Source organism: Vibrio sp. CCUG 15886, assembly GCF_028570825.1.
GTDB lineage: Bacteria > Pseudomonadota > Gammaproteobacteria > Enterobacterales > Vibrionaceae > Vibrio > Vibrio vulnificus_B.
Map to the genome: position 1 here is coordinate 1 of NZ_JAQQBT010000013.1, position 22,035 is coordinate 22,035.

Below are 22,035 nucleotides of genomic sequence, written 5' to 3' on the forward strand. Positions count from 1 at the left end.
GGTGAATAGCGCAGCTTGGTAGCGCATCTGGTTTGGGACCAGAGGGTCGGGGGTTCGAATCCCTCTTCACCGACCACATTCTAAAGCCTCACTAGCAATAGTGGGGCTTTTTTGCATCTTGTATTAAATGCTGATGATTTTGTGTGCATACTGGGTCGGGGCCTGGAAGCCCAGCCGCGTCGAATTCCTCTTCACCGACCACATTCTAAAGCCTCACTAGCAATAGTGGGGCTTTTTTACATCTTGTATTAGATGCTGATGATTTTGTGTGCATACTGGGTCGTGCTCTGGAAGCTCAGTCGCATCGAATCCCTTTTCTCCTACCCCTTGGAAAGCCTGCTTTTGTCACCGGCTTTCGTTGTTTTGGCATCGTGGACTAAAGCGTCTGTGCGATCTTCTTCTCTCTACCTTCTCTCTACGGTTCTCATTTTCTTGCCTCAACCCACGAGACTTACTGGGTATACCGATGCGCTCGCTTTTGTCTCTGATGAGAGACGTTTAAGGCTTTCTAAGCGAAGTTGCTGATGAACCTCTCAATCTGAGAGGAAATCTCCCCTTTCTCATAACGCGTGGCTCTTTTGTGTCTATATTTTAGTTTCTTGGCATTTAACACTTTGATTTTCAAACACCAGTGAGTTCCTGGTGCTGTGAAGGAAAAACACAGCGGATATTCAATGTCTAGAATTCCATATTTAGCATTTTATGCTTAATGATTAGTTACACACTAAGCGTATTAACTGGTTTTTCTAAATGGAATAAAGTGTTGTTTTGTATTTGTTAATATTCACATGGAAAAATCTCACGGTAGATTGTGATGAATAATTGGCCTTTTTTGGCGACACTTTCTAGCAAAAATGCCAACTGGCACACAAAAAATGTTGTTCTGATTTTTGTTAAATATCTATTAACGAATATTTATTCGATATTTTTGCCTTGAAATTAACCGATTGTTGGCCGTTAAACTTTAATTGTTGCTTTTTTGTGTGTTTTTTGCCAAATTGTGTTCCGACCTGATTTTTAGAGTAATATTCTGCAATCAGAAGGGATTCATTGGTTTGTTGAATGATCATCGTGTTTGATTATTCAGCACCACAGACAAGGCAGTAGAGGTCTGAAATGTCACTATTAGAAGTGAAAAATCTTCGTATCGAGTATCCATCGCGGCATGGTATTCATGCGGCGGTGAAATCGTTGTCGTTTAATATTGAACGAGGCGAAATTGTTGGCGTCGTCGGTGAGTCGGGTGCGGGCAAGTCAACCGTAGGTAATGCGGTGAGCGATTTGTTGAGCCCTCCTGGTCGTATTGCCAGCGGTGATGTGTTCCTTGATGGCGAAAAAATTTCAGGCCTTTCTCCAGAAGCAATGCGCAAAGTGCGTGGCTCTAAAATTGGTTTTATCTTCCAAGATCCAATGACCTCGCTCAATCCTCTCTTTACTGTTGAACAGCAGTTAAAAGAAACCATTCACGCCAATATGAATGTCTCTGACGAAGAGGCTTACACGCGCGCATTGTCATTAATGAAGCAGGTGGGCATCCCTCAACCTGAAAACCGCTTAAAGCAGTATCCTCACCAGTTTTCTGGCGGTATGCGTCAGCGCGTGGTGATTGCGATTGCCCTAGCGGGCGAGCCGGATTTGATCATTGCCGATGAACCCACCACAGCACTCGATGTGTCGATTCAAGACCAAATCCTCAACCTGATCCGCGAGCTATGCATTAAGCACAACGTGGGTTGCATGTTGGTCACGCACGACATGGGCGTGGTATCGAACGTGACTGATCGTGTTGCTGTTATGTACCGAGGTGACTTGGTTGAATTTGGCCCAACGGCCAAAGTGTTGGGCAATCCAGATCATCCTTATACGCGCAGCTTGATTTCAGCGGTACCACGTTCGGATAGGAAGCTTGATCGCTTCCCTCTGGTCAGTTACATCGAAGAAGCGAGCGAATTGCAGCCTCTTGATATTAAGAATCACTGGCTGGGTCAAAGTGAAGATCAGAGAAAATACACCGGGCCGCTGCTTAATGTGGAAAACGTTAACTTGCGTTTCGTCACTAAGGACTCGCTGTTTGAGAGCCGTCGTGAGTATGTGCAGGCATCAAATAACGTTAGCTTCCAAGTGCATGAAGGGGAAACCTTTGGCTTGGTGGGGGAATCGGGTTCGGGTAAATCCACTATTGCACGAGTCATTGCCGGGCTGTATGCGCCTAACTCAGGTAAGGTGACGTTTGAAGGTATTGACCTTACCGCATTGACCTCAGAAAAAGCGCGCCGTCCTTTGCGTCGCCAAATGCAGATGGTCTTCCAAAATCCATACACTTCGATGAACCCGCGCATGAAGATATTCGACATCATCGCGGAGCCCATTCGTTTCCATAAGTTGACCAACAGTGAAGCGGAAACGCGCCAAATCGTGAACGATCTCTTGGAGCACGTTGGCTTAGGGCGAATGGCCGGGGTGAAATATCCACATGAATTTTCGGGTGGTCAGCGTCAGCGTATTTCGATTGCGCGCGCATTAGCGACTCGTCCACGTCTTTTAATTTGTGATGAGCCAACCTCGGCACTGGATGTCTCGGTTCAAGCACAGATTCTGAATTTGCTCAAAGATCTACAAAGCGAACTGAACTTAACCATGCTGTTTATCAGTCATGACCTTCCGGTTATCCGCCAAATGTGTGACCGAGTCGGTGTGATGCAGATGGGGACTCTGCTCGAAGTCGCACCGACTGAGCAACTGTTCCGCTCTCCACAGCATGAGTACAGTAAGCACCTGATTTCCTTGATGCCAGAGTTCACTGGTTTGAGGGAAGAGGTGAAAACGGCATAACCAAGCTTGCTTGGCACAATAACAGACGCAAATACAACAACTAGGGATTCGGATTCCCGCATAAGGAGTTATGCAATGAAAACCATGAAAAGCAAACTGACCGTGGCTTTAATGGCTGCAGGCCTAAGCCTGAGTGCTGCTGCGGCAGACATCAAAGTTGCTTATGATGCAGATCCAGTGTCACTTGACCCGCATGAGCAGTTGTCTGGTGGTACGCTACAAATGTCGCACATGGTGTTTGATCCACTAGTTCGTTATACCCAGAAATTGGATTTTGAACCTCGCTTGGCTGAAAAATGGGAACGTGTCAACGACACCACCTACCGCTTCCAGCTACGTAAAGGGGTGAAGTTCCATTCCGGTAACGAACTGACGGCAGATGATGTCGTGTGGACATTCGATCGTCTGAAAGATTCTCCAGACTTTAAAGCGATCTTTGAACCGTATGAAAAAATGGTCAAAGTGGACGATTACACCGTTGAGTTGGTGTCCAAAGGGGCTTACCCATTGGTGCTGCAAACCGCCACTTACATCTTCCCGATGGACAGCAAGTTCTACTCTGGCACGACAGCCGATGGCAAAGACAAAGCGGAAGTGGTGAAGCACGGTAACTCATTTGCTTCGACCAACGTTTCTGGTACGGGTCCGTTCATCGTCACTTCTCGTGAGCAAGGCGTGAAAGTAGAGTTTGAGCGCTTTAAAGATTACTGGGACAAAGAGTCAAAAGGTAACGTAGATAAGCTGACGCTTGTGCCAATCAAAGAAGACGCGACTCGTGTGGCTGCGCTCCTTTCTGGTGGTGTTGACATGATTGCGCCAGTGGCACCTAACGATCACCAACGCGTGAAAGATGCGAAAGGCATCGAGCTTGTGACGCTGCCTGGTACGCGCATCATCACTTTCCAAATGAACCAAAACAGCAACGAAGCGCTGAAAGATGTGCGTGTTCGTCAAGCGATCGTTCATGCCATCAACAATCAAGGTATCGTTGATAAGATCATGAAAGGTTTCGCGACAGCAGCTGGCCAGCAGGGCCCTGAAGGCTACGCGGGCTACAACGCGGAGCTGGTTCCTCGTTTCGATCTGAAAAAAGCGAAGCAGTTGATGAAAGAAGCGGGTTATGAGAAAGGCTTTACGCTGACGATGATCGCGCCGAACAACCGTTACGTTAACGATGCGAAAGTGGCTCAAGCGGCGTCTGCCATGCTATCGAAAATCGGTATCAAGGTAGACCTAAAGACCATGCCTAAAGCGCAATACTGGCCTGAGTTTGATAAGTGTGCAGCAGATATGTTGATGATCGGCTGGCACTCAGACACAGAAGATTCGGCGAACTTCTCTGAGTTCCTCACCATGACGCGTAACGAAGAAACGGGCCGTGGTCAGTACAACTGTGGTCACTACTCAAACCCAGAAGTGGACAAGTTGGTGGAAGCGGCGAACGTAGAAACCGATCCTGCTAAACGTGCAGCGATGCTACAGAAAGTCGAAACCACGCTGTACAACGAAGCAGCATTCGTTCCTCTACACTGGCAAAACCTAGCGTGGGGCGCGAAATCTACGCTGGATATCAAACCAATCGTCAACGCGATGGACTTCCCATACTTTGGTGACTTGGTAGTTAAAGAGTAACACTCGCTTTCTCCCACTCAAGCGTTGGGTGGGATGAGTGATTTTAGGCGCTCAACTTTGTTTCAGTCGGGTTGAGCGCCGTTTTCAGACTGAAGTTTATATGGCCGTGATAGCGAACGGGCATAGTCATGGATAGCAAAAGGGGCAAGGAATGTTTTCGTTTCTGGTCAAGCGCCTGTTTCAGGCACTGATAGTGATGTTTGTGATCAGTTTAGTGGCGTTTGCCATTCAGGATAACCTAGGCGACCCGTTGCGTGAGCTAGTGGGCCAGTCAGTTTCAGAAGCAGAGCGCCAAGCGCTGCGAGATGAACTTGGTCTAAACGATCCCTTTATCACCAAATACACACGCTTTATCGGCGCTGCATTGCAGGGCGATTTAGGCACTTCATACTTTTTTAAACGTCCTGCGGTGGATGTGATTCTTGATAAACTCGTTGCCACCCTAGAGTTGGTGTTTGGCGCGACCGTATTAATCATCCTCTTTTCGATCCCGCTTGGGGTTTATTCCGCGATTCATCCGAAGAGTTTCTTTACCAAAGTGGTCATGGCAGGCAGCAGCATCGGTATTTCGATCCCCGTTTTCTTAACCGCGATCATGCTGATGTACGTCTTCTCGATTGAGCTGCAATGGCTGCCATCCTATGGGCGAGGGGAAACGTATAACCTACTCGGTTGGGAATCGGGCTTTTTTACTATTGATGGCTTAAGGCACTTAGTGCTGCCTTGTATCGCGTTGGCGTCGATCATGCTGCCACTGTTTATTCGTCTGGTGCGTTCAGAAATGCTGGAAGTGCTGAGTTCGGAATACATCAAATTTGCCAAGGCGAAAGGTCTCGCGCTGAACAAAATTTATTACCAACATGCGCTCAAAAATACCATGCTGCCAGTGTTAACCGTCGGTGGCGTGCAGATTGGTACCATGGTGGCGTACACCATTTTGACTGAAACCGTGTTCCAATGGCCGGGAACAGGCTTCCTTTTCCTTGAGGCGATCAACCGCGTGGATACCCCACTGATCACCGCTTACGTCATTTTTGTCGGACTGATTTTCGTGGTGACCAACACCATCGTTGACCTGCTGTATGGTTTAATCAACCCGACCGTGAACTTAACAGGCAAAGGAGCATAATCATGGAACACGTTAATAAAGCTCCTTCTGTATGGGAACGCTTTAAAGAATCGGATTTTCTTTACTATTTTAAACGCGACAAAGTGGCGATGAGCAGCTTCACGGTGTTCATGCTGTTTTTGCTGTTGGCGATTGCCGCGCCGTTAATCGCGCCGAGCAACCCATATGATCTCTCATCGATTGACATTATGGACGCGGAGCTGCCGCCATCTTGGATGGAAGGCGGTGATGAAAACTTCGTGCTGGGCACCGATGAGCAAGGTCGCGATATTCTTTCCACCATCTTATATGGCTCGCGTCTGTCGCTCACCATTGGCTTCTTGGCGGTGGCGCTGCAGCTGTTTTTGGGCATCGTGATTGGCCTGTCGGCGGGTTACTTTGGTGGCCGTATTGACAACTTCTTGATGCGTTTTGCGGATGTTCAGCTCTCCTTCTCGACCATGATGGTGGCGATTATTGTCTCGGCGATTTTTAAAGCCAGTTTCGGCAGTGATTTCTACAGCCAATATGCGGTGGTGATGCTGGTGGTGATCATCGGTGTGGCGGAATGGCCACAATACGCACGTACGATTCGCGCCTCGGTATTGGCGGAGAAGAAGAAAGAGTACGTTGAAGCGGCACGTGTGATGGGCTTTAAAGCACCGCGCATCATGTTCCGTCATATTCTGCCGAACTGTTTATCACCGATTTTGGTTATCTCAACCGTGCAAGTCGCCAACGCGATCATGTCGGAAGCGGCGCTCTCGTTCTTAGGGCTGGGTTTGCCCGTTGACCAACCGTCATTGGGCGCATTGATCAGCATTGGTTTTAACTACATCTTCTCCGGCGCTTGGTGGATCACCGCCTTCCCTGGCATTGTGCTGGTGACGCTGGTGTTAGTGATCAACCTATTGGGTGACTGGTTACGTGACGTATTTAACCCAAAAATCTACAAAGGGTGATCTGAGCTGATTGATTTATAATCGGAAAACTACCTAAACTAAGAGTCGTAAGCCAATTACGGCTCTTTTTTTGCTTGTCATTTTTTATTCACCAGGACGCGGCAAATTTTTGGCCTTACAACGTGTTGTAGGCAGCAGTCTGAGCGTCACTGAACAATTCATTGATGAAACGGGTAGAGTGAAGTTATGGAACTAAGCAAATCGGCACGCTTGCCGATCTTCAAACCTCAACGATTGTGGCTGATGGCGGCATTGTGCTTTTTGGGTGTTGCTACTCCTGCAGCGGCGGAAGGCTTTCTATGTGAAGCCACACAGGCAAGCACCAACGAATTACCCATGTTAGATAAAGCCTGCCCGATTGGTGATGGTGTTTGGGGTAAAAAAGCGCCCAAAAGCGGCAAAGAGGATTTCTTTTGGATTCAATGCGGTATTTTAAATCAGCCAATGCCACTGGCCGACGCCAAACCGCTTTACAAGCAGATCACCACCGATGTGTGGATGAAACCTGAAAACAAAACCTATCGTTGTTTGATTGGCCCGTATCAATCTTTTGCTCAAGCGAGCAAAGATCTTAAACAGGTCAAAAAACTGGGCGATTACCGAGAAGCCTTTATTCGAGTCGTTAAGCCACATTCTGCGGTAAAACCGGTCACAGCAAGCAAAGAACAGAAAGCGATAACCAAGCCCACCGCCCCAAAAACGCAACCGAAAGTACCAGTTGCTGCTAACAAGCCAATGCCGGCCCCTGCGCAGGCGACCTTGGCCACAACGCCAGCTAAGCGTAGTAACGATGACTCATCATCGATCGATATTCGTAAAAGTGCCGAGTTAAAAGGTCGTACTTATGCAGTGCCTTATTTGATGGATGATGAGCACCAGTTTTATATGGAACACAACCAAGCATGGAATCGCTTGGATTACAGCAGTGCGGAAGTGGTGTGCAGTGATCTGCACATGCGTTTGTTAACCGAAGAGGAATTTTTTACCCTGCTGGACTCCAAAGTGATGGAAAACCAGCAGTGGCCAATGCAGTTGCCTTATTGGGGAAGAGGAAAAAAAGGCTTCTTTACCGATGGCCGTGTGACGCAGGTAAAAGGCTCTTCATTACTCAATGTGCTGTGTGTGAAGTAGTTGGATGACACCCAAAACAAATAAGCCCCGCGATGCGGGGCTTACATTATGATGTCTCTAATTCGTCATTAAAGGCATTGCTTTAACCAGTTTATCCATGGCTTCTTGGTTGTGGCTGAAGAGCGAGTATTGAGCTGGCGATTCATAACCATGGACTTCTTTACTCCATGTAATGCCGATGTAAAAGTCACCAAAGTCACGGTGGACATATCGAACACGCGTTTTCTGATCTTCACGTTCTTCTTCTAGTTCTGCTCTTTCCAAGCCGTCCATGTCTTTAACGCTTTGCCATATTCCAGGTGTGTCAAAGCCTTCTGGTAGAATTGAGTTGTCTTGATATTGGTTATTAGCTTGGTACTCTCGTTTGCCGTACGAGTAACTCAGTTTCGGGCCATCCAGTTCCGGGTGATGCTGACCATCACCTTCCACCGACATGTAGTACTCGACTTTGCCTTCAGCGATTTGTGTGTTCACCGCTAGGGTTTGGTCAAGTGGTGTTGATGCCGAATCGAGCCAGAATAGCTCCTGATTGTTGATTTTCACAATAATTTGATAGTGACCATTGTTGCTGTTTTGGTACAGCATTTCGTAGTTCCAGTTAGTGTCAACTCCCTCATCACTGTGATGCGCTGTCAATGTGCCGTCATTATTGAGTGTTACTGGCCAGCAATCTTTATTGGTGCTTTCCAAATATCCAGAGACCTTGTTAAGCGCGCTAAGTGTGTTGATAGGATCTGGCGCACCGTTGGAATCACTGATGTTAGATTTGAAGACTTGATAACCTTCTCTTTCTTGATCGCCCCAGCACCATTCAAATGTACCGTTGGTATTGAGTAGTGAGGCGTAACCAATTTCTCCGTCACGATCGGCAAAGCTGCCCATAACCCATTGCTGATTGTTAAAGTGTTGCTTGGTAAATCCTAAAGAAACTGGAGGAGGAGGAGTGTCAGCTGCTTTGACTTCAGGAAGTGCAATGCGCGTCATTTCTGAAATAACACCATCTTCCGCATCTGGGTAGATACCAGCAGCAATATAAAACTCACCGTTGGTACTTGCTTCTAGAGGTGTGCCCGAGATGGTTAGAACACCCATGCTGTCAACTGCGACCTTAATACCCGCAACACTGGTATTGTGATCTTGATTTTCCCCTTTCATACCAGCGAAGTACTCAACAGGACCATGAGCGTTAACGGCTTTAAAAATATCATCCAGTGTGATGCTGAGCTGCACGCTTGGCAGCGGTTCATTCACTTTTAGGTCAACAAGCTGTGATGTGATTTCGCTTTGTAGGTTTGCTAAGGCGTTTGTGTTCACTTCAAAACTTGCGATAGGTTTCGCATCCACCTGCTTTAACACAAAGCTCTTTGAAGTACGTTCAATACCATCGAATGCGCTAATGGTGATGGTTTCACCGGCGGGGTAAGTATTCGTTGGCGTTCCCGCAATTTTCAGTTCTTTAGTGCCGCCTACAGCGATGACCGACAGTTCTAGTTCCTTGATGGTTGAACTTGCATCAATGATAAGTTCATCACCATCCACATCGGCGAACAGGTTGTCGATACGGTATTGTTCATTCGTCACCGCCACGCCTTGAGTCAGTTCGATACTGCCAATCCAAGCTTGCAGGTCTTCGGCGATTTTAGGGACGATAGTTGGCGCGCTGTTTGGTGTTTCAACTGTCAGCGTAAAGAGGGTAGATACCTTACCGACAACTGCCGCTTCTGCATCGATATCTGTACCAGTGATTTGCAAAATATAGGATTGGCGGACAGGGGTGAGTTCACCTTTGATGGTCAGTGAGCCACCATTGTTAGCCGTGATGATTAGACCACTAACGGCTTGGTTGTCGATCGGGTCGATCACTTGCACGTCTAGTGCAATGTTGTTGTTGTCACTATCAGAGAACAATGCATCTTGGCCAACTGCCAGATCTAAAGTGAGATCCAAGCTGTGTGACGTGCTTGGTGTGTTCAACTGCGCTCTGATGTTGTCGGCAACACTCTTATTCACTATTAGCTTGTTGTTGACGGTGACTTGCACATCCCCTGACGGAGTAACTTCAACGGTTGGCTTAAAGTTTGGCTGGTCTAACTTATCTTGGTTTTCAGGTGCTGTAACAATTTTATTGGCTTCTTGAGCAATTTTCATTGCGTTTTCAGCGGTGTAGTTCACGCCTGCATTGACTTTGGACTCTGTGAGAATCTGAGCGGTCTTATGCAAAGCATGGTTTTTCGCGGCGATAACATCGGTAAACGCGATATTCCCTGTGATGCCTAGCGTCTCGTTAACTTCTGCTTTGGCTTCTTCAATCTTTTCCTTTGTTGGGTTTGCGCCTGCTTGAACGACAACAAGGTCAGTGAGAGGAGAAATGATTTTTTCACCCGGTAGAGTACGAAGAACCACCTCATGCGCCATCGCTTGAGTTGGATGATCCATATCGATGGTGTATTTGCCGGTATAAGTGTCGGCGTCATACTGGGTTAGAGCAGTTTGAACGGTGCCGCCCGGAGTGAGCGTTTGCAGTGCCAGCACACCTTGTGTTCCTGCAGGGATTGTTCGACGGCCTTCTTTATCCGTTAGACCGAAAATCGTATCGCTGCCGATATCGAGCTTGCCGTTGTTGTCTTTATCAAGAAACACTACTGCTTGATTAAAGTAACCGTCGAAGCCTGTCACGATAATGCCGCCAGGTGCGACGTTGCCATTAGAACCTGAACCACTGTCTGAACCGCCACAACCGGTGAGGGCGATCGCCACTGACGCTGCTAGTAAACTAACCTTTTTCATCTAAGAGTCCTTTGCTTCTTTATTCTGATTAAATTGAATAACGCACATCGTTAGAATCTTCTTTCATCTTTTTATAAATCATGCGAAAGAAGGGAGAATTTCGGGGCTTTTTTATCCGGTTAGAGCGGGAGTTTCAAGGCACGAAAAACAGCGAAAAAACCGTAAAATTTATTTTAATTTTTTTATCAGTAACGGGGTTGGCAAATGGGTCGTGAGGGTTAACATCTGGGCCAAAAATTTCAGGAGAAACAGATGAAACAGTGGGCTAGGTTAATCACTATTGGCGCGTGTTTAGGCTCAGCATCGGCTGGGGCGCAAGCGACCCTTGATGAGAGTAAATATGGTTACTCTTACTTTACCCTTGGCTTTGAGAATGTGGTGTATGAAGAGCTGTTTCCCGGCTTAGACTCCGATGCCAGTGTGGTGAGCCCGGTGCTGAATACTGGTGGGCTTTATCACATCAATACGCGCTTTGATTTTTCCATTGATGCGTTAGCGACCTTTTCGCCGATGAGTGCCACTGAAGAGTGGCAGAAAGACGGTACGCTGATTCAAACCAACCAGTTTGAATACTTGAAAGCGGCAACCAACATTTTGCTGCATTACAAACTGCAAGATAACTGGCGTGTGTTGGGCGGGACTTCGTTGACCTATCAAACCTACAAACGCTATGGCCTGAAAAATCACAATGGTTACGTCAATGATGTGTTTCGCGAAGGTAATACGTGGGAAGAGAAATCGACGGATATTTTCCTCGATGCAGGCGTAGCCTACGATTCTGGCCACCTGTATGGGGAGAGCGATTGGCGTGTTAGTGGCCGTTGGATCTTCGGTGTGCCGATTTGGAGTGTCACTGAAAACTCACGTTTTGAAGACATTCAATTTAACGACTTCGGTTTTAGAACCAATGCGGAAGCAACCCTTAGCTATCAGATCATGCCAGGTTTGCATTTGGGGTGGTTTGTGATGCTCGGTTACGAGAAACGCTTCGAGTCTGATCCGCAACGAGTGATGTATACCACAGCAAGTGGTGTGGAGAAGCAAGGTCAAGCTTGGTTGCCAGAAGCACAAACTTGGACACTCAACACGGGATTACAAGCGTTGTGGAACTTCTAATCCCGTTTGTTGGGCTCAATTTCACAATTGCGGGTGGTGGTAAATCAGATTGATTTTCAACTCCTCCAACAGGTGTGCGAACTGCGGTTTCGGGCGCAGGATGTAGCTGTAAATCTCGCCTTGCTGCAGGTCATTGTCATCTCGGTAGTCGTGATTGATGGCCAAAGAGCGCTTGTTTGGTCCGGATGGAAAGACAAAACAGGCGACCGAGGAGACGCCATCCTCGTTGTGGCTGTAGGAGATGACATCTTCGTAATCGCCCCGCCCCGCAATGACGGAGAGCTCAAAGTAAGGCAGCAGGGTGGTGCAATCAAAACTGCCGCTAACGCGATGAATGTTGAGGTCGGAGTCAAAGCGCTGATAAACCGTGGGGTCCGCGGCTTGACGCTCGTAGATGTAGTTACCGACTTCTGCGGGAAGGTAATTTTGCTCAGCGTCGATAAAGAGGTAGTCAAAAAAGGTCATCTCATAAAGCTTTCGACCCGTTTCCACGTTGAGCCTTGCCTCCATCGCGGCTTTGTCGGTGAGCATGGTGTAGGTTTCGTACTGGTTGCCGTCATGCACCGTGGTGAGGTGGTTTACCAACCCTTCCGTGAGGTTGGATGGGTAGCTTTGGCGAGTCATCCAGGTTTGTTTGGCATCAAAGGCGGACTGACTGCTGGTGAGAATCAGCTTATCGTCTTGCTGCTCAAACTCGCCAATCAATTTAAGTTCTTCATCGCTCGGACATTGGCGACGATTGCGCGCTGAGGCGAAATAGACCTGATGATTGATCAGCTTCCACGCTTGGCAGTAAATCACTTCATAGGGATAACGAATACCCGCCAAGGTTTGGGTGGTTTCTAAGCGATAGAAGGTTTGACCAATCAGTGGATGGTCAAATGGTGCGGCTGTTTCACCAATCGCGGGCAGGTCAAAATAAGCTTTTACCCACGCTTGGTCGTCGCTGCCGTGGTGATCATCGCGTGCGGCGATCATCAGTTGCGGTTGAGCAACGGCTTTGGTTGCGGTGCCTAAAATCTGCACGGTACCCAGATTGCTGATTTTTAACCCCGGCACATTGATGCGTACGGTGAGGGTGAGAAAGTCGTCGTCGGCATCAATAAATAACTGATCAATGTTGAGGGCGTAGTGAATGGGCGCGCCTTGGTCTAGCTCCCAGCCGAAAATCTGACTCTGGATTTGTCTGGCCACTTCCGCGTTGAGCCTCGGTTTGCTGTTTGCGCCAACGCCTTTGGCAAGTTCTTTGTCGGAGACAATCACTGTGGTGCTCGACGCGCTGCTTGGCAGAGCGATTTCGAGCTCTTCCTCTGGCGTTGGTGTTTTCCCAGTTTCCTCTGATGGTGGCGTAGGCAAAATGGCTGCCGCCTGAGTGAAGAGAGGCGAAACGTGAAGGTTCGCGTTTTGGGTTGGCGTTGCCGTGTTTGGTACCTTGCTTTCAACCGAAATGGCTTTGGCATGTGGCGCTGCTACGCGGGTTTCTGCCTCAGACAGCACACTCGAGGTCGCTTGGCTTGAAGAGAGCCAAAACCACATTCCAGTGACAAACGTGATGGCGAAGACGACGAATAGGGGCTTACGGTGAGTCATGATCCGGATTATGCCATTCGTGATTGCAGCCAACTGCGTGAGAACTTGAGGTCTTTTTCAATCAAACTGGCACTGCATTCGAGTAACTCACTGATCTCTTGGTTTTTCATCCCCATCAAGTACTTCAGTTTGAGCGCATTCGATTGGCGTGGGTAGCGAACACTGAAGTTATCCAGTGCTTTGTCCATGATGATCAGCTGCTCGAACTTTTCCTGTTGTTCACTCGGTAGCTGTGTCACTTGCTGGCGTTTTTGCGCCTGCAGCGAACGTGCATTGTCGATCAAGATTTGGCGCATCACTTTGGCGGCCATGAGGAAAAAATCGCGCTTGCCGCTGATTTCACTCATGTCGCTGGTGGAAAGCTTAAGGTACGCATCGTGGATCAAAGCGGTGGTGCTGTTCACGCTGTCTGCCAACACTTCGTTTTCAAGACCATACTTTTCGGCGTTGCGCTCGCGTTCTTGCTGGGCAATTTTGCGCAGTTGCAAGTAGGCGAATTGATACAGCTGGCTTTCGGCTTCTTTGTCACCGGCTTGCCACTGCTGAATGATATGGGTAAGAGAAGTCGATTGTGCACTCATGACGGCTCTCCTTGTTGTTTAACGAATTCGGAAATGGTGTAAGTATCAATGCGATCAGAGCCATCGCGTTGAGGAGACACTTGCTGTTGATAGCGATACAAGATGCCCTGATCCCAATGTTGTCCGGCAGGGAGGTACTCCCATGTGGTGTATTGTGCTGGGTAAGGTTGTGGAAACCAGCGCACCATTAAGTTCATCTGCTCTAATTGTGCGTGACCAGAGGCATTACGTAGCCACCACATATCTTGATACTCTTGTGTCACATCTTGGCGATAGGCTGATGCCGCCAGCGGGCATGACGACACATTGCTTGGGCCAAGCCACACTCGACCATCGGCAATGTTTAAGCAGCGTTCTGTGAGGGTTTGCTCTTGGTACTGGGTTTCCTTCCAGATCCCTTCATAGGCGATGTGTTGGCCTTTTGCTTCTGGGTAGGTAAACCAGAGAGACTCAGCCTTATTGCTGTGTGCGACTTGGGCTTTGCGTCCCAAACCTTGCATTTTCCCCATCAGCAGCTGCGTTTGAGGGTCAAAATTCAGGGCCACGGAGCGGTATTTCCAATCGCCTTCGTCATCGAAATCTTCCAGTGAGAAACCGTTGAGATCGTGACGCGTGCAACCTTGGCTCGCACAGCCAACAACCCCTTCCCATTGCTCAAAATGGCTCAGTGGTTCAACGGTTTTTTCTCGATAGGCGTGCTGTCGGTTGAGGTAACAGCCGTTGAAATAATCGCCAACGCTCGGGTACTGAATCAGGCTGTCGTGGGTTACTTCAAAGCTCATAACCCCGACGGGGGTACGATAATCAGGGCGATCAAGATGGCGTAAATCGAGGGCGCAAGCGCGTCCTTGCCAGTCTTTTTTGTTAATGATGATATTGCGCAAGCGTACATTGAGTGGGGAGAAAATCACCTCCTCGGAGGTGAAATGCTGCTCGATATAACGCTGGCTTTGGTTGAGGTGTTCAACCGCTTCTTTGACGGAAACCAGTTCGACGTCCAGTTGGTTTGCGGAAGAATCAAGAAAATTGAGGTCGAGCCCTTGCAACTGCTGCTGCAATTTGGGATCGGACAACAGTTTGTTCAATAGTACGATTTCATCACGATTCTCAGGGGTGCTGTCGAGCGAGAGCAGCAAGCGAGTCATATTGATGCTGCGGCTCGGTTTCGTGCTGGCGAGGGTCGGAGTGATGACTTCTTGACCCGATAAGGTGGTCAGCAAGTAGCCGCTATCATCATTGCCCAAGAAAAAACTCACCACATCGCCGGGATGATACTGAAACGCCCCTTTGTGAGTGGTGCCAGAAAGGTTTGAACTGGTTTTGTAGTACAGCCCCGTCACTGGAGAATCGATGAAATAGCCCGTTTTTGGGGTGGCGGCTTGGCTGTAAAAAGCGCTCAAACTCAGGCATAGCGTGAGAGTGTGTAACAGTTTCATGGTCTATCTTTGCTTATCCTATCGGCATTCAGGGGTGCTGGCAGTTGGGTTGGCAATCCACCTCAACCACTTGTTTCTCTGGTGTGGGGGTGATCATCGCCAACAACATTTTCTGTTTGATGTGCTTGGGAATATCAGGATTGGATAAGATTCGCCGCCGCGTGATTTCGAGCATCGAGCTCACCGACATTTGCGCTAACTGATTACCTTTGGTGTGGAACATCAAACGCGTCACTTCGTACATCATCTCTTCTGCAATGAGCTTTTCCTGTTCAAGCTGACGGTTTTTGTTGATCAGCGTGCTGGTAAATATCACGCCCGTCATCACCAAAAGCGTCAACAGGAAGGTCGGCATTGGTCTTCTTTGGATTAAGCGCTTAGTGGTGTAGAGCGGAATGTGCTGTTTGAGGGAAATAGGACGGCACGCCAGCATGTTCTCAATATCGACGCGTAATTCGCTCACGCTTAAGTAGCGCTGCTCCGCGATCGCTTGGGTGGCTTTCTCGGCAATAAAGCAAAGGTCGGAGCGCTTTTTCATGTGCGGGAACAGCAGCTGCAGGATTTTCCCGAGCGAGTAGAGATCGCTTTGCTGAGTTAAATAGCCCCCCGATTTTTGCTCAGGGCTGGCGTAATGTTCGCTAAACGCAACCAAGCCAGTTTTGCCTTGTTGCTTTGCTTGATCACTGACTTTTTGCGTTAAGTTAAAATCGAGTAACTTGGGTCGCTGAGCATGGTCGATGAGAATGTTTTCTGGCTTAAGATCCGCGTGTAAGACCTGATTATGGTGCGCGTGTTCGACCGCTTGGCACAGTTGCAGAAACAGGGTGAGCTTGGCTGTTTGATCCAGCGTGTGCTGTTTGAGGTAGGTGTCGAGTGTTACGCCGTCGACTTGCTCCATCACAATGTACACCGAATCTTGGTAGACCCCGCCATCAAAGACTTTGGCAATACAGGGGTGATTAAGCCTGGCCAGTAACTGTGCTTCATCAAACAGTGCTTTCTTACCGAGGACTTTGGTCAGAGAGGGTTGAATAAACTTGATGGCCAGTTGTTGTTCAAACGTTTCGTCAGCGCGGTAGGCCGCGTACACCACCCCCATGCCACCTCGGCCGAGCTCGTGAGTGAGCTGATATTTGTCGATCAGTTGGCCGGCCAAATCGAGCGAGGTATCGGTGGCGTGATGGGCGTGAAAACCCAGTAACTCGGTGAGAGGCTCGCTCTCTTGCGGTTGCATGAGAGGGGTTAACGCTCGATAGACTTCCGGGGCGTCTTGTTCGAGTTGTTGGAGCGCTTGTTGTTTTTCTTCTTCATTGAGATCCAGCAAGCGATAGAACACTTGCGTGGTACTGGTACCTAGCTGCACGACGATAACGATTTCTTATATTTTTATTAGCAGCTAGTTTATAAGAAATTTGTATTATAGGTGAGAATTTTCTTACGAGTGAGAAAGTATAAAGCACAATTTATGAATTCAGCCGAGATCTGTGAAATGTCGTCAGGCAAATGTTGAGAACATCAGCGATCTTCGTTTTCCAGTTTTTGCGTCAGTTCCAGATATTTCTGCTCGATAAATGCCTTTTCTTTGTTGACGTGCATCAGCTGTTTTTGCATCGCAAGTAGCTTCTGTTTGAGCTCATCACTGGCAGCGCCACTCGTGCTGGCGGGCGCCTGATTGGCCAATTGCTGTTTGTAGTTCTCAATGGTGGCGAGCAGTTGATCCTTCTCTTTTTGAAAGCCTTGCTCGACATCTTGAAAGCCACCGCTTTCGCTGATCATGATGTATTCCCGCTCCAGTTGCTCAAACTGTTTCTCAATATCCTCTTTCTGCTTGCGTAGGCCATCAACGGTATCGTTTTGTTCAAGTAATTTGGCTTTGGCTTTACGCAGGCCACGCACGCTTTTGTCGAGATCCCCTTTGAGTTTACGAATCAACTGTTGGGATTTACTCAGTTTTTGGTTGAGAGCCTCAATGGAGGCGAGATCGTGTTCACTGGGGTTCTGGCTGGCGGCGCGAATCTCGGCCACCTGTTTTTCCAGCGCCTGTTGGATCTGTATGAGTGCATTGAGCGTGTCGCGATTTTCATTGCTGTAGTCGATGGCGTGATTGACCGACTCCTCACACATGGCGATAGTGGCTGGCGAAGCCGCATCGCTGGCCACGGTGTCGCTGGCTGGGCGCATGGCTTTGCGGAACTCACGCAGCATCAACCATAGCAACACAAACCAAGCCAACAAAATCAGCAAGCCAAGGTTGATGCCCAGCATCAGCAACAACTCTTTATCCCAAGATTGGTCGAAGAACTCGAACGACATCGCGTGCTTACCTCGTTTAATCGCGTATTGATAAGTTTAGAAGCTACGACGAATTGTGCCTATAATTTAAACACTTCTCGCAACTGGAAGCGCATCAACGGTGAAAATACTGATTGTCGATGACAGCAAAGCAACGCTGGAAATTGTTCGCAAAGCCTTGCTTGGGTTTGGCTATCGTCGCTTGTCGATTGAAAAGACCAACTGTGCTCGTGAGGCACTGGAAAAAATGGCGCATTGGCGTCCGGATATCGTGTTGACGGATTGGCACATGCCAGACATGAGTGGCTTGGAGCTGGTGCAAACCGTTGCCACCCGTTTTCCTGAGGTGAAAATCGCGATGATCACCACCGTCGACGATGACGAGCAGATCGCCCAAGCAAAAGCGGCGGGGGCGAGCTTTGTGTTGAGTAAACCGTTTGATGACGATGCATTGCATCGCAAGCTGTTGCCACTGGTGCAAGGGGCGGAAGAGAGTGAAAAAGCGTTTGATGAACTGGTGGAAATCCAAAAAGAGCTCGCTTTGCCCAAGTTAAGTCAGTTGGAGAAGCTACTGCGAAAAGTGGTGCATGATGAGATTGCCCTCACCAATATCCGCTTACAACAGTTTGATGAAAGCAAAGTGCCCTGCATGATTGCCATTTATGAAGATGGCGAAACGCAAAAACCGCGCGCGGTGGCGGTGCTGGATATTTACGCGGTGTGCGTGCTGGCGAGTGCCAATACGCACATTACGGCTGAACAACTGAGCCAAGCCATCCATAAAAAAATGGTCAGCAAAGCGATTTTAGACACATGCCAGATGGTGTTGGATAAATCCTCTTTGGCATTTTTGGACAGCTTAACGCGCAAAAGCCTACGGCTAAAAAGCGTCAGTTTTGTGCCAGAAGCGTTTGATAAGTTGAAGGTGCTATTTAGCAAACCCGCCGATAAACGCCTCGATTTCTCCTGCCAGTTAGGGGAGATGGCGCAGGGGAAGATCACATTGGTGGGTTTTTAGCACTGCACCTTAGTTGTGTGTGAGGATCGGATTGGTCATAATGTTACAAGTAACATTAATGACAAAAATCTTTTTATGGCTCAACACAATAAGAAACCGCGCACCACTTTGCAGGATGTGGCGGATCAAGTCGGCGTGACCAAGATGACGGTATCGCGCTACATGCGCAATCCCGATTCGGTGGCGGAAAAGACCCGCGAGAAAATCGCCACTGCGATTGAACAGATGGGGTACATCGAGAACCGTGCCCCAGCGATGTTGTCGAAATCCTCTAGCCGAGCAATTGGGATCCTGCTGCCTTCTTTGTCCAACCAAATTTTTGCTTCCTTTGTGCAGGGCATTGAAACCGTCACCAAAGCGCATGGTTATGAAACCCTCTTGGCGCACTTTAGCTACGATGAGCTGGAAGAGGAGCGCAAAATCGCGTCGCTGCTCTCCTATCAGGTCGATGGCCTGATCTTAACTGAAAGCCACCACACCGAACGCACCTTACAGATGATCAAAAACGCAGGCATTCCCGTAGTGGAAACCATGGAACTGCCAGCGCAGCCAATCGATATGGCGGTGGGGTTAGACCACGAAGATGCCTCTTACAGCGTGGTGAAACGCATGTTGGCTTCGGGTAAGCGCACCATTGTGTATTTTGGTGCACGCTTGGATACGCGTACCAAACTGCGTATGCAAGGCTATGATCGCGCCATGCGTGAAGCCGGCTTAGAGCCGAAACACGTGCTGACGGGTGAACACTCCAGTTTCTCGTTGGCGGATGAGCTGTTAGAGCGCGCCTTGGCGACGTATCCAGAGATGGACGGGGTCTTTTGTACCAATGATGACATCGCCATCGGTACCTTGCTGTGCGCGCAGCAGCGTGGCATTGAGGTGCCGAAGCAACTGGCTATTGTGGGCTACAACGCTTTGGATATTGGTCAGACGATTCGTCCGAAATTGACCAGTGTCGATACGCCGCGTTTTCAAATTGGTGAGAAAAGTGCCGAGTTGTTGCTGGCCCGTTTGCGCGGTGAAACGTTGGAACAAAATGTGGTGGATATGGGCTACCGCATTACCGCTGGCGAGAGTGTGTAACGAACTGGGTCGATGTGATGAAAAGCAAGGGCGCGATAAACGCGCCCTTGTTGATCAGACGATAAAACTCGCACCGTGTTCGGCACTGGAAACCGATTGGCGAAGGGTGCTGAACAGATTGCGTCCCCAAGTTTGCTGGCTTGCCTCAGTATCGATTTCAAGCATGCAGCGACCTGTGGTGTCGCTGAGGTTGTTTAACTCACCTGTCTGGCAATCGACACGAATCACATCACCATTACGCACTAAGCCAATCGCGCCGCCACGAATCGCCTCTGGAGAGACATGAATGGCCGATGGGATTTTACCTGAGGCGCCAGACAAACGGCCATCGGTCACCAGCGCCACTTTAAAGCCCGCCTTTTGCACATTACCGAGAATCGGCATCAACTTGTGCAGCTCTGGCATGCCATTGGCGGCTGGGCCATTGTGTGTCACCACCACAATGCAATCTCGGTTGAGCTCACCACGTTGGTACGCCGCTTCCACCTCATGCTGGCACTGGAACACCAGCGCTGGCGCTTCAATCACGCGCTGATCTTCTTTCACCGCAGAGACTTTCACCACCGCTTTGCCTAAATTGCCAGTCAGCACTTTTGTGCCGCCTGTGGATTGGAAAACGCAGCATTTGTCGGCGATCACATGGCTATCGAAGGTACCCTCACATGGTGTCCAAACGAGCTTGCCGTCGACAAGGCTTGGTAGGCTCATTTGGTCGTCGAACTCGCCAAACACTGGCTTGACGTCACGATGCAGCAGAGCCGATTCATTGAGACGATGCAACAGCGCAGGCACGCCCCCTGCTTGTTGGAAGGCGTTCATGTCAGCGGGGCCGTTAGGGTATACGCGTGCTAGCAGCGGCACCACGTCAGAAAGATCACTGATGTCTTGCCAAGTGAGCTCAATACCCGCAGCGCGCGCCACGGCCAACATGTGAATGGTGTGGTTGGTGCTGCCACCGGAAGCAAGTAGGGCAATGATGCCGTTGATTAGGCTCTTTTCAGTGACCACTTCAGCCAGTGAGCGGAAGTGAGCAGAGCCGGCGGTCATGGCCGCAATTTTGATCGCCGCGTGTTCAGTCAACGCGTGTCGGAGCTCGGAGTTTGGATGGATAAACGCCGAGCCGGGTAACATCAATCCCATCGCCTCAAACACCAGTTGGTTGGTGTTGGCGGTGCCGTAGAAGGTGCACGTGCCGACGGAGTGATAAGCGCGACACTCCATATCAAGCAGTGCGTCTTTGCCCACTTCGCCCGCTGCGTATTTTTGGCGAACATCGACTTTTTCTTCATTGCTGATGCCCGTTGCCATGAGACCCGCTGGCACAAATGCGGTAGGCAGGTGTGCGTAGGCGAGTGCGCCCATCAGTTGCCCTGGGGCGATTTTGTCGCAAATGCCGAGTAGCAAGGTGGCATCAAACACATTGTGGCTCAAAGAGAGGGCTGTGGACTGTGCAATCAGATCACGAGAAAACAGTGACATATCCATGCCCGCTTGGCCTTGGGTTACGCCATCGCACATCGCAGGCACACAGCCGGCGACCTGCGCGGTATGACCATACTCTGCCAGTGCGCGCTTAATTTGCTCTGGGTAGTGCTGGTAAGGCTGGTGGGCGCTGAGCATGTCGTTGTAGGCGCTGATCAGCGCCACATTGGCATGAGTAAAATCGAGGATGTTTTTCTTTTCTGCTGAACAAGACGCCGCCACCGCGTGCGCTAAGTTGCCGCACGATAAACCAACACGCCCTTTGCCCGCTTTGGCTTGCTCTTCGGTGCGTGCAACAAACGCCTCACGAGTTGCCTGGCTGCGTTCCACCAAGCGCTGAGTGACCTCTAAAATGACGGGATGGGTCATGCTTGTGCCTCATCTTGCTCTAGAATTAACTCGGCCGCGTTGGCGACAACCTCTTCGATAGTGGTATCAATACTCACCAATAGAGTGCGAGGTTCACCATCGGGGCGTTCAAGTGTTTCAAACTGGCTATTGACCATGTTCTCTTTCATGAAGTGGCCTTGACGCTGGCGCATGCGCTCAAGAATGAGTGACTTGTCGCCATCGAGGAACAAGAAGGTGACATTGTTGTTGCCGTCGCGGATTTGATCGCGATAGCTCTTTTTCAGCGCAGAGCAGACGATAATGCCGTGCTCATTTTTGCTTTCAAGGCTATACGCCGCATCACGAATACGCTCCAGCCACGGCTTGCGGTCGTCATCATTCAGTGGCTGGCCAGAGGCCATTTTCTGAATGTTGGCGCGTGGATGGAGATCGTCACCATCAATGAATTTGCGCCCCAGTTTTTCTGCCAACAGCTCACCAATTGTGGTCTTTCCGCTTGCGCAGACACCCATCACAATGACACTACTACCCGCCATAACTTGTCCTCATAACTAAACTTGCGCGTGATCTCAAATTTGAAATTCACTTTGAAATATGGGTTTATCTTATTCATGTTATCGGTAACATGTTACCG

At 49.2% G+C, this 22,035-nt stretch carries 16 protein-coding genes; 8 read left to right on the forward strand and 8 right to left on the reverse strand.

Going from position 1 to position 22,035, the window contains the following annotated elements; translation table 11 throughout:
- Positions 1–1,116: 1,116 nt before the first annotated feature.
- From PQQ36_RS17485 to PQQ36_RS17505, 5 genes are all read left to right on the forward strand, one after another.
- Positions 1,117–2,832 (forward strand): dipeptide ABC transporter ATP-binding protein, encoded by a 1,716-nt coding sequence (locus PQQ36_RS17485; RefSeq protein WP_011079103.1) that lies wholly within the window; start codon positions 1,117–1,119, stop codon positions 2,830–2,832.
- A gap of 75 nt (positions 2,833–2,907) precedes the next feature.
- Positions 2,908–4,464: an ABC transporter substrate-binding protein gene (locus tag PQQ36_RS17490; RefSeq protein ID WP_011079104.1), complete on the forward strand. Its 1,557-nt coding sequence runs from the start codon at positions 2,908–2,910 to the stop codon at positions 4,462–4,464.
- A 151-nt stretch (positions 4,465–4,615) separates the two neighbouring features.
- Complete coding sequence (locus tag PQQ36_RS17495; protein WP_039552056.1) at positions 4,616–5,593, forward strand: ABC transporter permease; 978 nt, start codon at positions 4,616–4,618, stop codon at positions 5,591–5,593.
- Between the two features lie 2 nt (positions 5,594–5,595).
- Positions 5,596–6,534 carry an ABC transporter permease gene (locus PQQ36_RS17500; RefSeq protein WP_017789642.1) on the forward strand — a complete coding sequence of 313 codons (939 nt, stop codon included), beginning with the start codon at positions 5,596–5,598 and terminating at the stop codon, positions 6,532–6,534.
- A 186-nt stretch (positions 6,535–6,720) separates the two neighbouring features.
- Positions 6,721–7,665 (forward strand): SPOR domain-containing protein, encoded by a 945-nt coding sequence (locus PQQ36_RS17505; RefSeq protein WP_206624493.1) that lies wholly within the window; start codon positions 6,721–6,723, stop codon positions 7,663–7,665.
- Positions 7,666–7,722: 57 nt separating this feature from the next.
- On the opposite strand, the gene PQQ36_RS17510 is transcribed toward PQQ36_RS17505, so the two are convergent.
- Positions 7,723–10,452 (reverse strand): hypothetical protein, encoded by a 2,730-nt coding sequence (locus tag PQQ36_RS17510; protein WP_263134697.1) that lies wholly within the window; start codon positions 10,450–10,452, stop codon positions 7,723–7,725.
- Between the two features lie 252 nt (positions 10,453–10,704).
- On the opposite strand from PQQ36_RS17510, the gene PQQ36_RS17515 reads away from it, so the two are divergent.
- A complete protein-coding gene (locus PQQ36_RS17515; protein ID WP_157401852.1) occupies positions 10,705–11,568 on the forward strand; it encodes a hypothetical protein in 864 nt (287 codons plus the stop codon).
- 21 nt (positions 11,569–11,589) lie between these two features.
- Here PQQ36_RS17515 and PQQ36_RS17520 read toward each other — a convergent pair whose 3' ends face one another.
- From PQQ36_RS17520 to PQQ36_RS17540, 5 genes are all read right to left on the reverse strand, one after another.
- The gene (locus PQQ36_RS17520) at positions 11,590–13,158 is read right to left on the reverse strand and encodes a hypothetical protein (protein ID WP_273661906.1); all 1,569 of its coding nucleotides are present in this window, start codon (positions 13,156–13,158) and stop codon (positions 11,590–11,592) included.
- An 8-nt stretch (positions 13,159–13,166) separates the two neighbouring features.
- On the reverse strand, positions 13,167–13,739 hold the full coding sequence (locus tag PQQ36_RS17525) for a sigma-70 family RNA polymerase sigma factor (protein WP_017420432.1): 573 nt from the start codon (positions 13,737–13,739) through the stop codon (positions 13,167–13,169).
- Entirely contained in the window at positions 13,736–15,175 is a 1,440-nt protein-coding gene (locus tag PQQ36_RS17530; RefSeq protein WP_273661910.1) for a chromosome partitioning protein ParA, read from the reverse strand. The genes PQQ36_RS17525 and PQQ36_RS17530 overlap by 4 nt, the downstream gene beginning before the upstream one ends.
- A 28-nt stretch (positions 15,176–15,203) precedes the next feature.
- Positions 15,204–16,538, reverse strand: a complete 1,335-nt coding sequence (locus PQQ36_RS17535) for a serine/threonine protein kinase (protein WP_273661912.1) — start codon at positions 16,536–16,538, stop codon at positions 15,204–15,206.
- Between the two features lie 152 nt (positions 16,539–16,690).
- Positions 16,691–17,488 (reverse strand): chromosome partitioning protein ParA, encoded by a 798-nt coding sequence (locus PQQ36_RS17540; protein WP_045622142.1) that lies wholly within the window; start codon positions 17,486–17,488, stop codon positions 16,691–16,693.
- A gap of 100 nt (positions 17,489–17,588) precedes the next feature.
- Between PQQ36_RS17540 and PQQ36_RS17545 the strand changes: the two genes are divergently transcribed.
- Positions 17,589–18,485 carry a response regulator gene (locus PQQ36_RS17545; RefSeq protein ID WP_273661914.1) on the forward strand — a complete coding sequence of 299 codons (897 nt, stop codon included), beginning with the start codon at positions 17,589–17,591 and terminating at the stop codon, positions 18,483–18,485.
- A gap of 75 nt (positions 18,486–18,560) precedes the next feature.
- Positions 18,561–19,568, forward strand: coding sequence for a substrate-binding domain-containing protein (locus tag PQQ36_RS17550; protein ID WP_013570909.1), 1,008 nt, complete (start codon positions 18,561–18,563; stop codon positions 19,566–19,568).
- 54 nt (positions 19,569–19,622) lie between these two features.
- Here PQQ36_RS17550 and edd read toward each other — a convergent pair whose 3' ends face one another.
- Together edd and PQQ36_RS17560 are read right to left on the reverse strand one after the other, a co-directional pair.
- Positions 19,623–21,419 carry a phosphogluconate dehydratase gene (gene edd / locus PQQ36_RS17555; protein ID WP_225470965.1) on the reverse strand — a complete coding sequence of 599 codons (1,797 nt, stop codon included), beginning with the start codon at positions 21,417–21,419 and terminating at the stop codon, positions 19,623–19,625.
- Entirely contained in the window at positions 21,416–21,937 is a 522-nt protein-coding gene (locus PQQ36_RS17560; RefSeq protein ID WP_080537813.1) for a gluconokinase, read from the reverse strand. The genes edd and PQQ36_RS17560 overlap by 4 nt, the downstream gene beginning before the upstream one ends.
- Positions 21,938–22,035: the final 98 nt, after the last annotated feature.

What these genes read in the sequence shown, in the direction of transcription:
- PQQ36_RS17485 (WP_011079103.1), top strand. Translation starts at nt 1,117, where the DNA reads ATGTCACTATTAGAAGTGAAAAATCTTCGTATCGAGTATCCATCGCGG.
- PQQ36_RS17490 (WP_011079104.1), top strand. Translation starts at nt 2,908, where the DNA reads ATGAAAACCATGAAAAGCAAACTGACCGTGGCTTTAATGGCTGCAGGC.
- PQQ36_RS17495 (WP_039552056.1), top strand. Translation starts at nt 4,616, where the DNA reads ATGTTTTCGTTTCTGGTCAAGCGCCTGTTTCAGGCACTGATAGTGATG.
- PQQ36_RS17500 (WP_017789642.1), top strand. Translation starts at nt 5,596, where the DNA reads ATGGAACACGTTAATAAAGCTCCTTCTGTATGGGAACGCTTTAAAGAA.
- PQQ36_RS17505 (WP_206624493.1), top strand. Translation starts at nt 6,721, where the DNA reads ATGGAACTAAGCAAATCGGCACGCTTGCCGATCTTCAAACCTCAACGA.
- PQQ36_RS17510 (WP_263134697.1), bottom strand. Translation starts at nt 10,452, where the DNA reads ATGAAAAAGGTTAGTTTACTAGCAGCGTCAGTGGCGATCGCCCTCACC.
- PQQ36_RS17515 (WP_157401852.1), top strand. Translation starts at nt 10,705, where the DNA reads ATGAAACAGTGGGCTAGGTTAATCACTATTGGCGCGTGTTTAGGCTCA.
- PQQ36_RS17520 (WP_273661906.1), bottom strand. Translation starts at nt 13,158, where the DNA reads ATGACTCACCGTAAGCCCCTATTCGTCGTCTTCGCCATCACGTTTGTC.
- PQQ36_RS17525 (WP_017420432.1), bottom strand. Translation starts at nt 13,739, where the DNA reads ATGAGTGCACAATCGACTTCTCTTACCCATATCATTCAGCAGTGGCAA.
- PQQ36_RS17530 (WP_273661910.1), bottom strand. Translation starts at nt 15,175, where the DNA reads ATGAAACTGTTACACACTCTCACGCTATGCCTGAGTTTGAGCGCTTTT.
- PQQ36_RS17540 (WP_045622142.1), bottom strand. Translation starts at nt 17,488, where the DNA reads ATGTCGTTCGAGTTCTTCGACCAATCTTGGGATAAAGAGTTGTTGCTG.
- PQQ36_RS17550 (WP_013570909.1), top strand. Translation starts at nt 18,561, where the DNA reads ATGGCTCAACACAATAAGAAACCGCGCACCACTTTGCAGGATGTGGCG.
- edd (WP_225470965.1), bottom strand. Translation starts at nt 21,419, where the DNA reads ATGACCCATCCCGTCATTTTAGAGGTCACTCAGCGCTTGGTGGAACGC.
- PQQ36_RS17560 (WP_080537813.1), bottom strand. Translation starts at nt 21,937, where the DNA reads ATGGCGGGTAGTAGTGTCATTGTGATGGGTGTCTGCGCAAGCGGAAAG.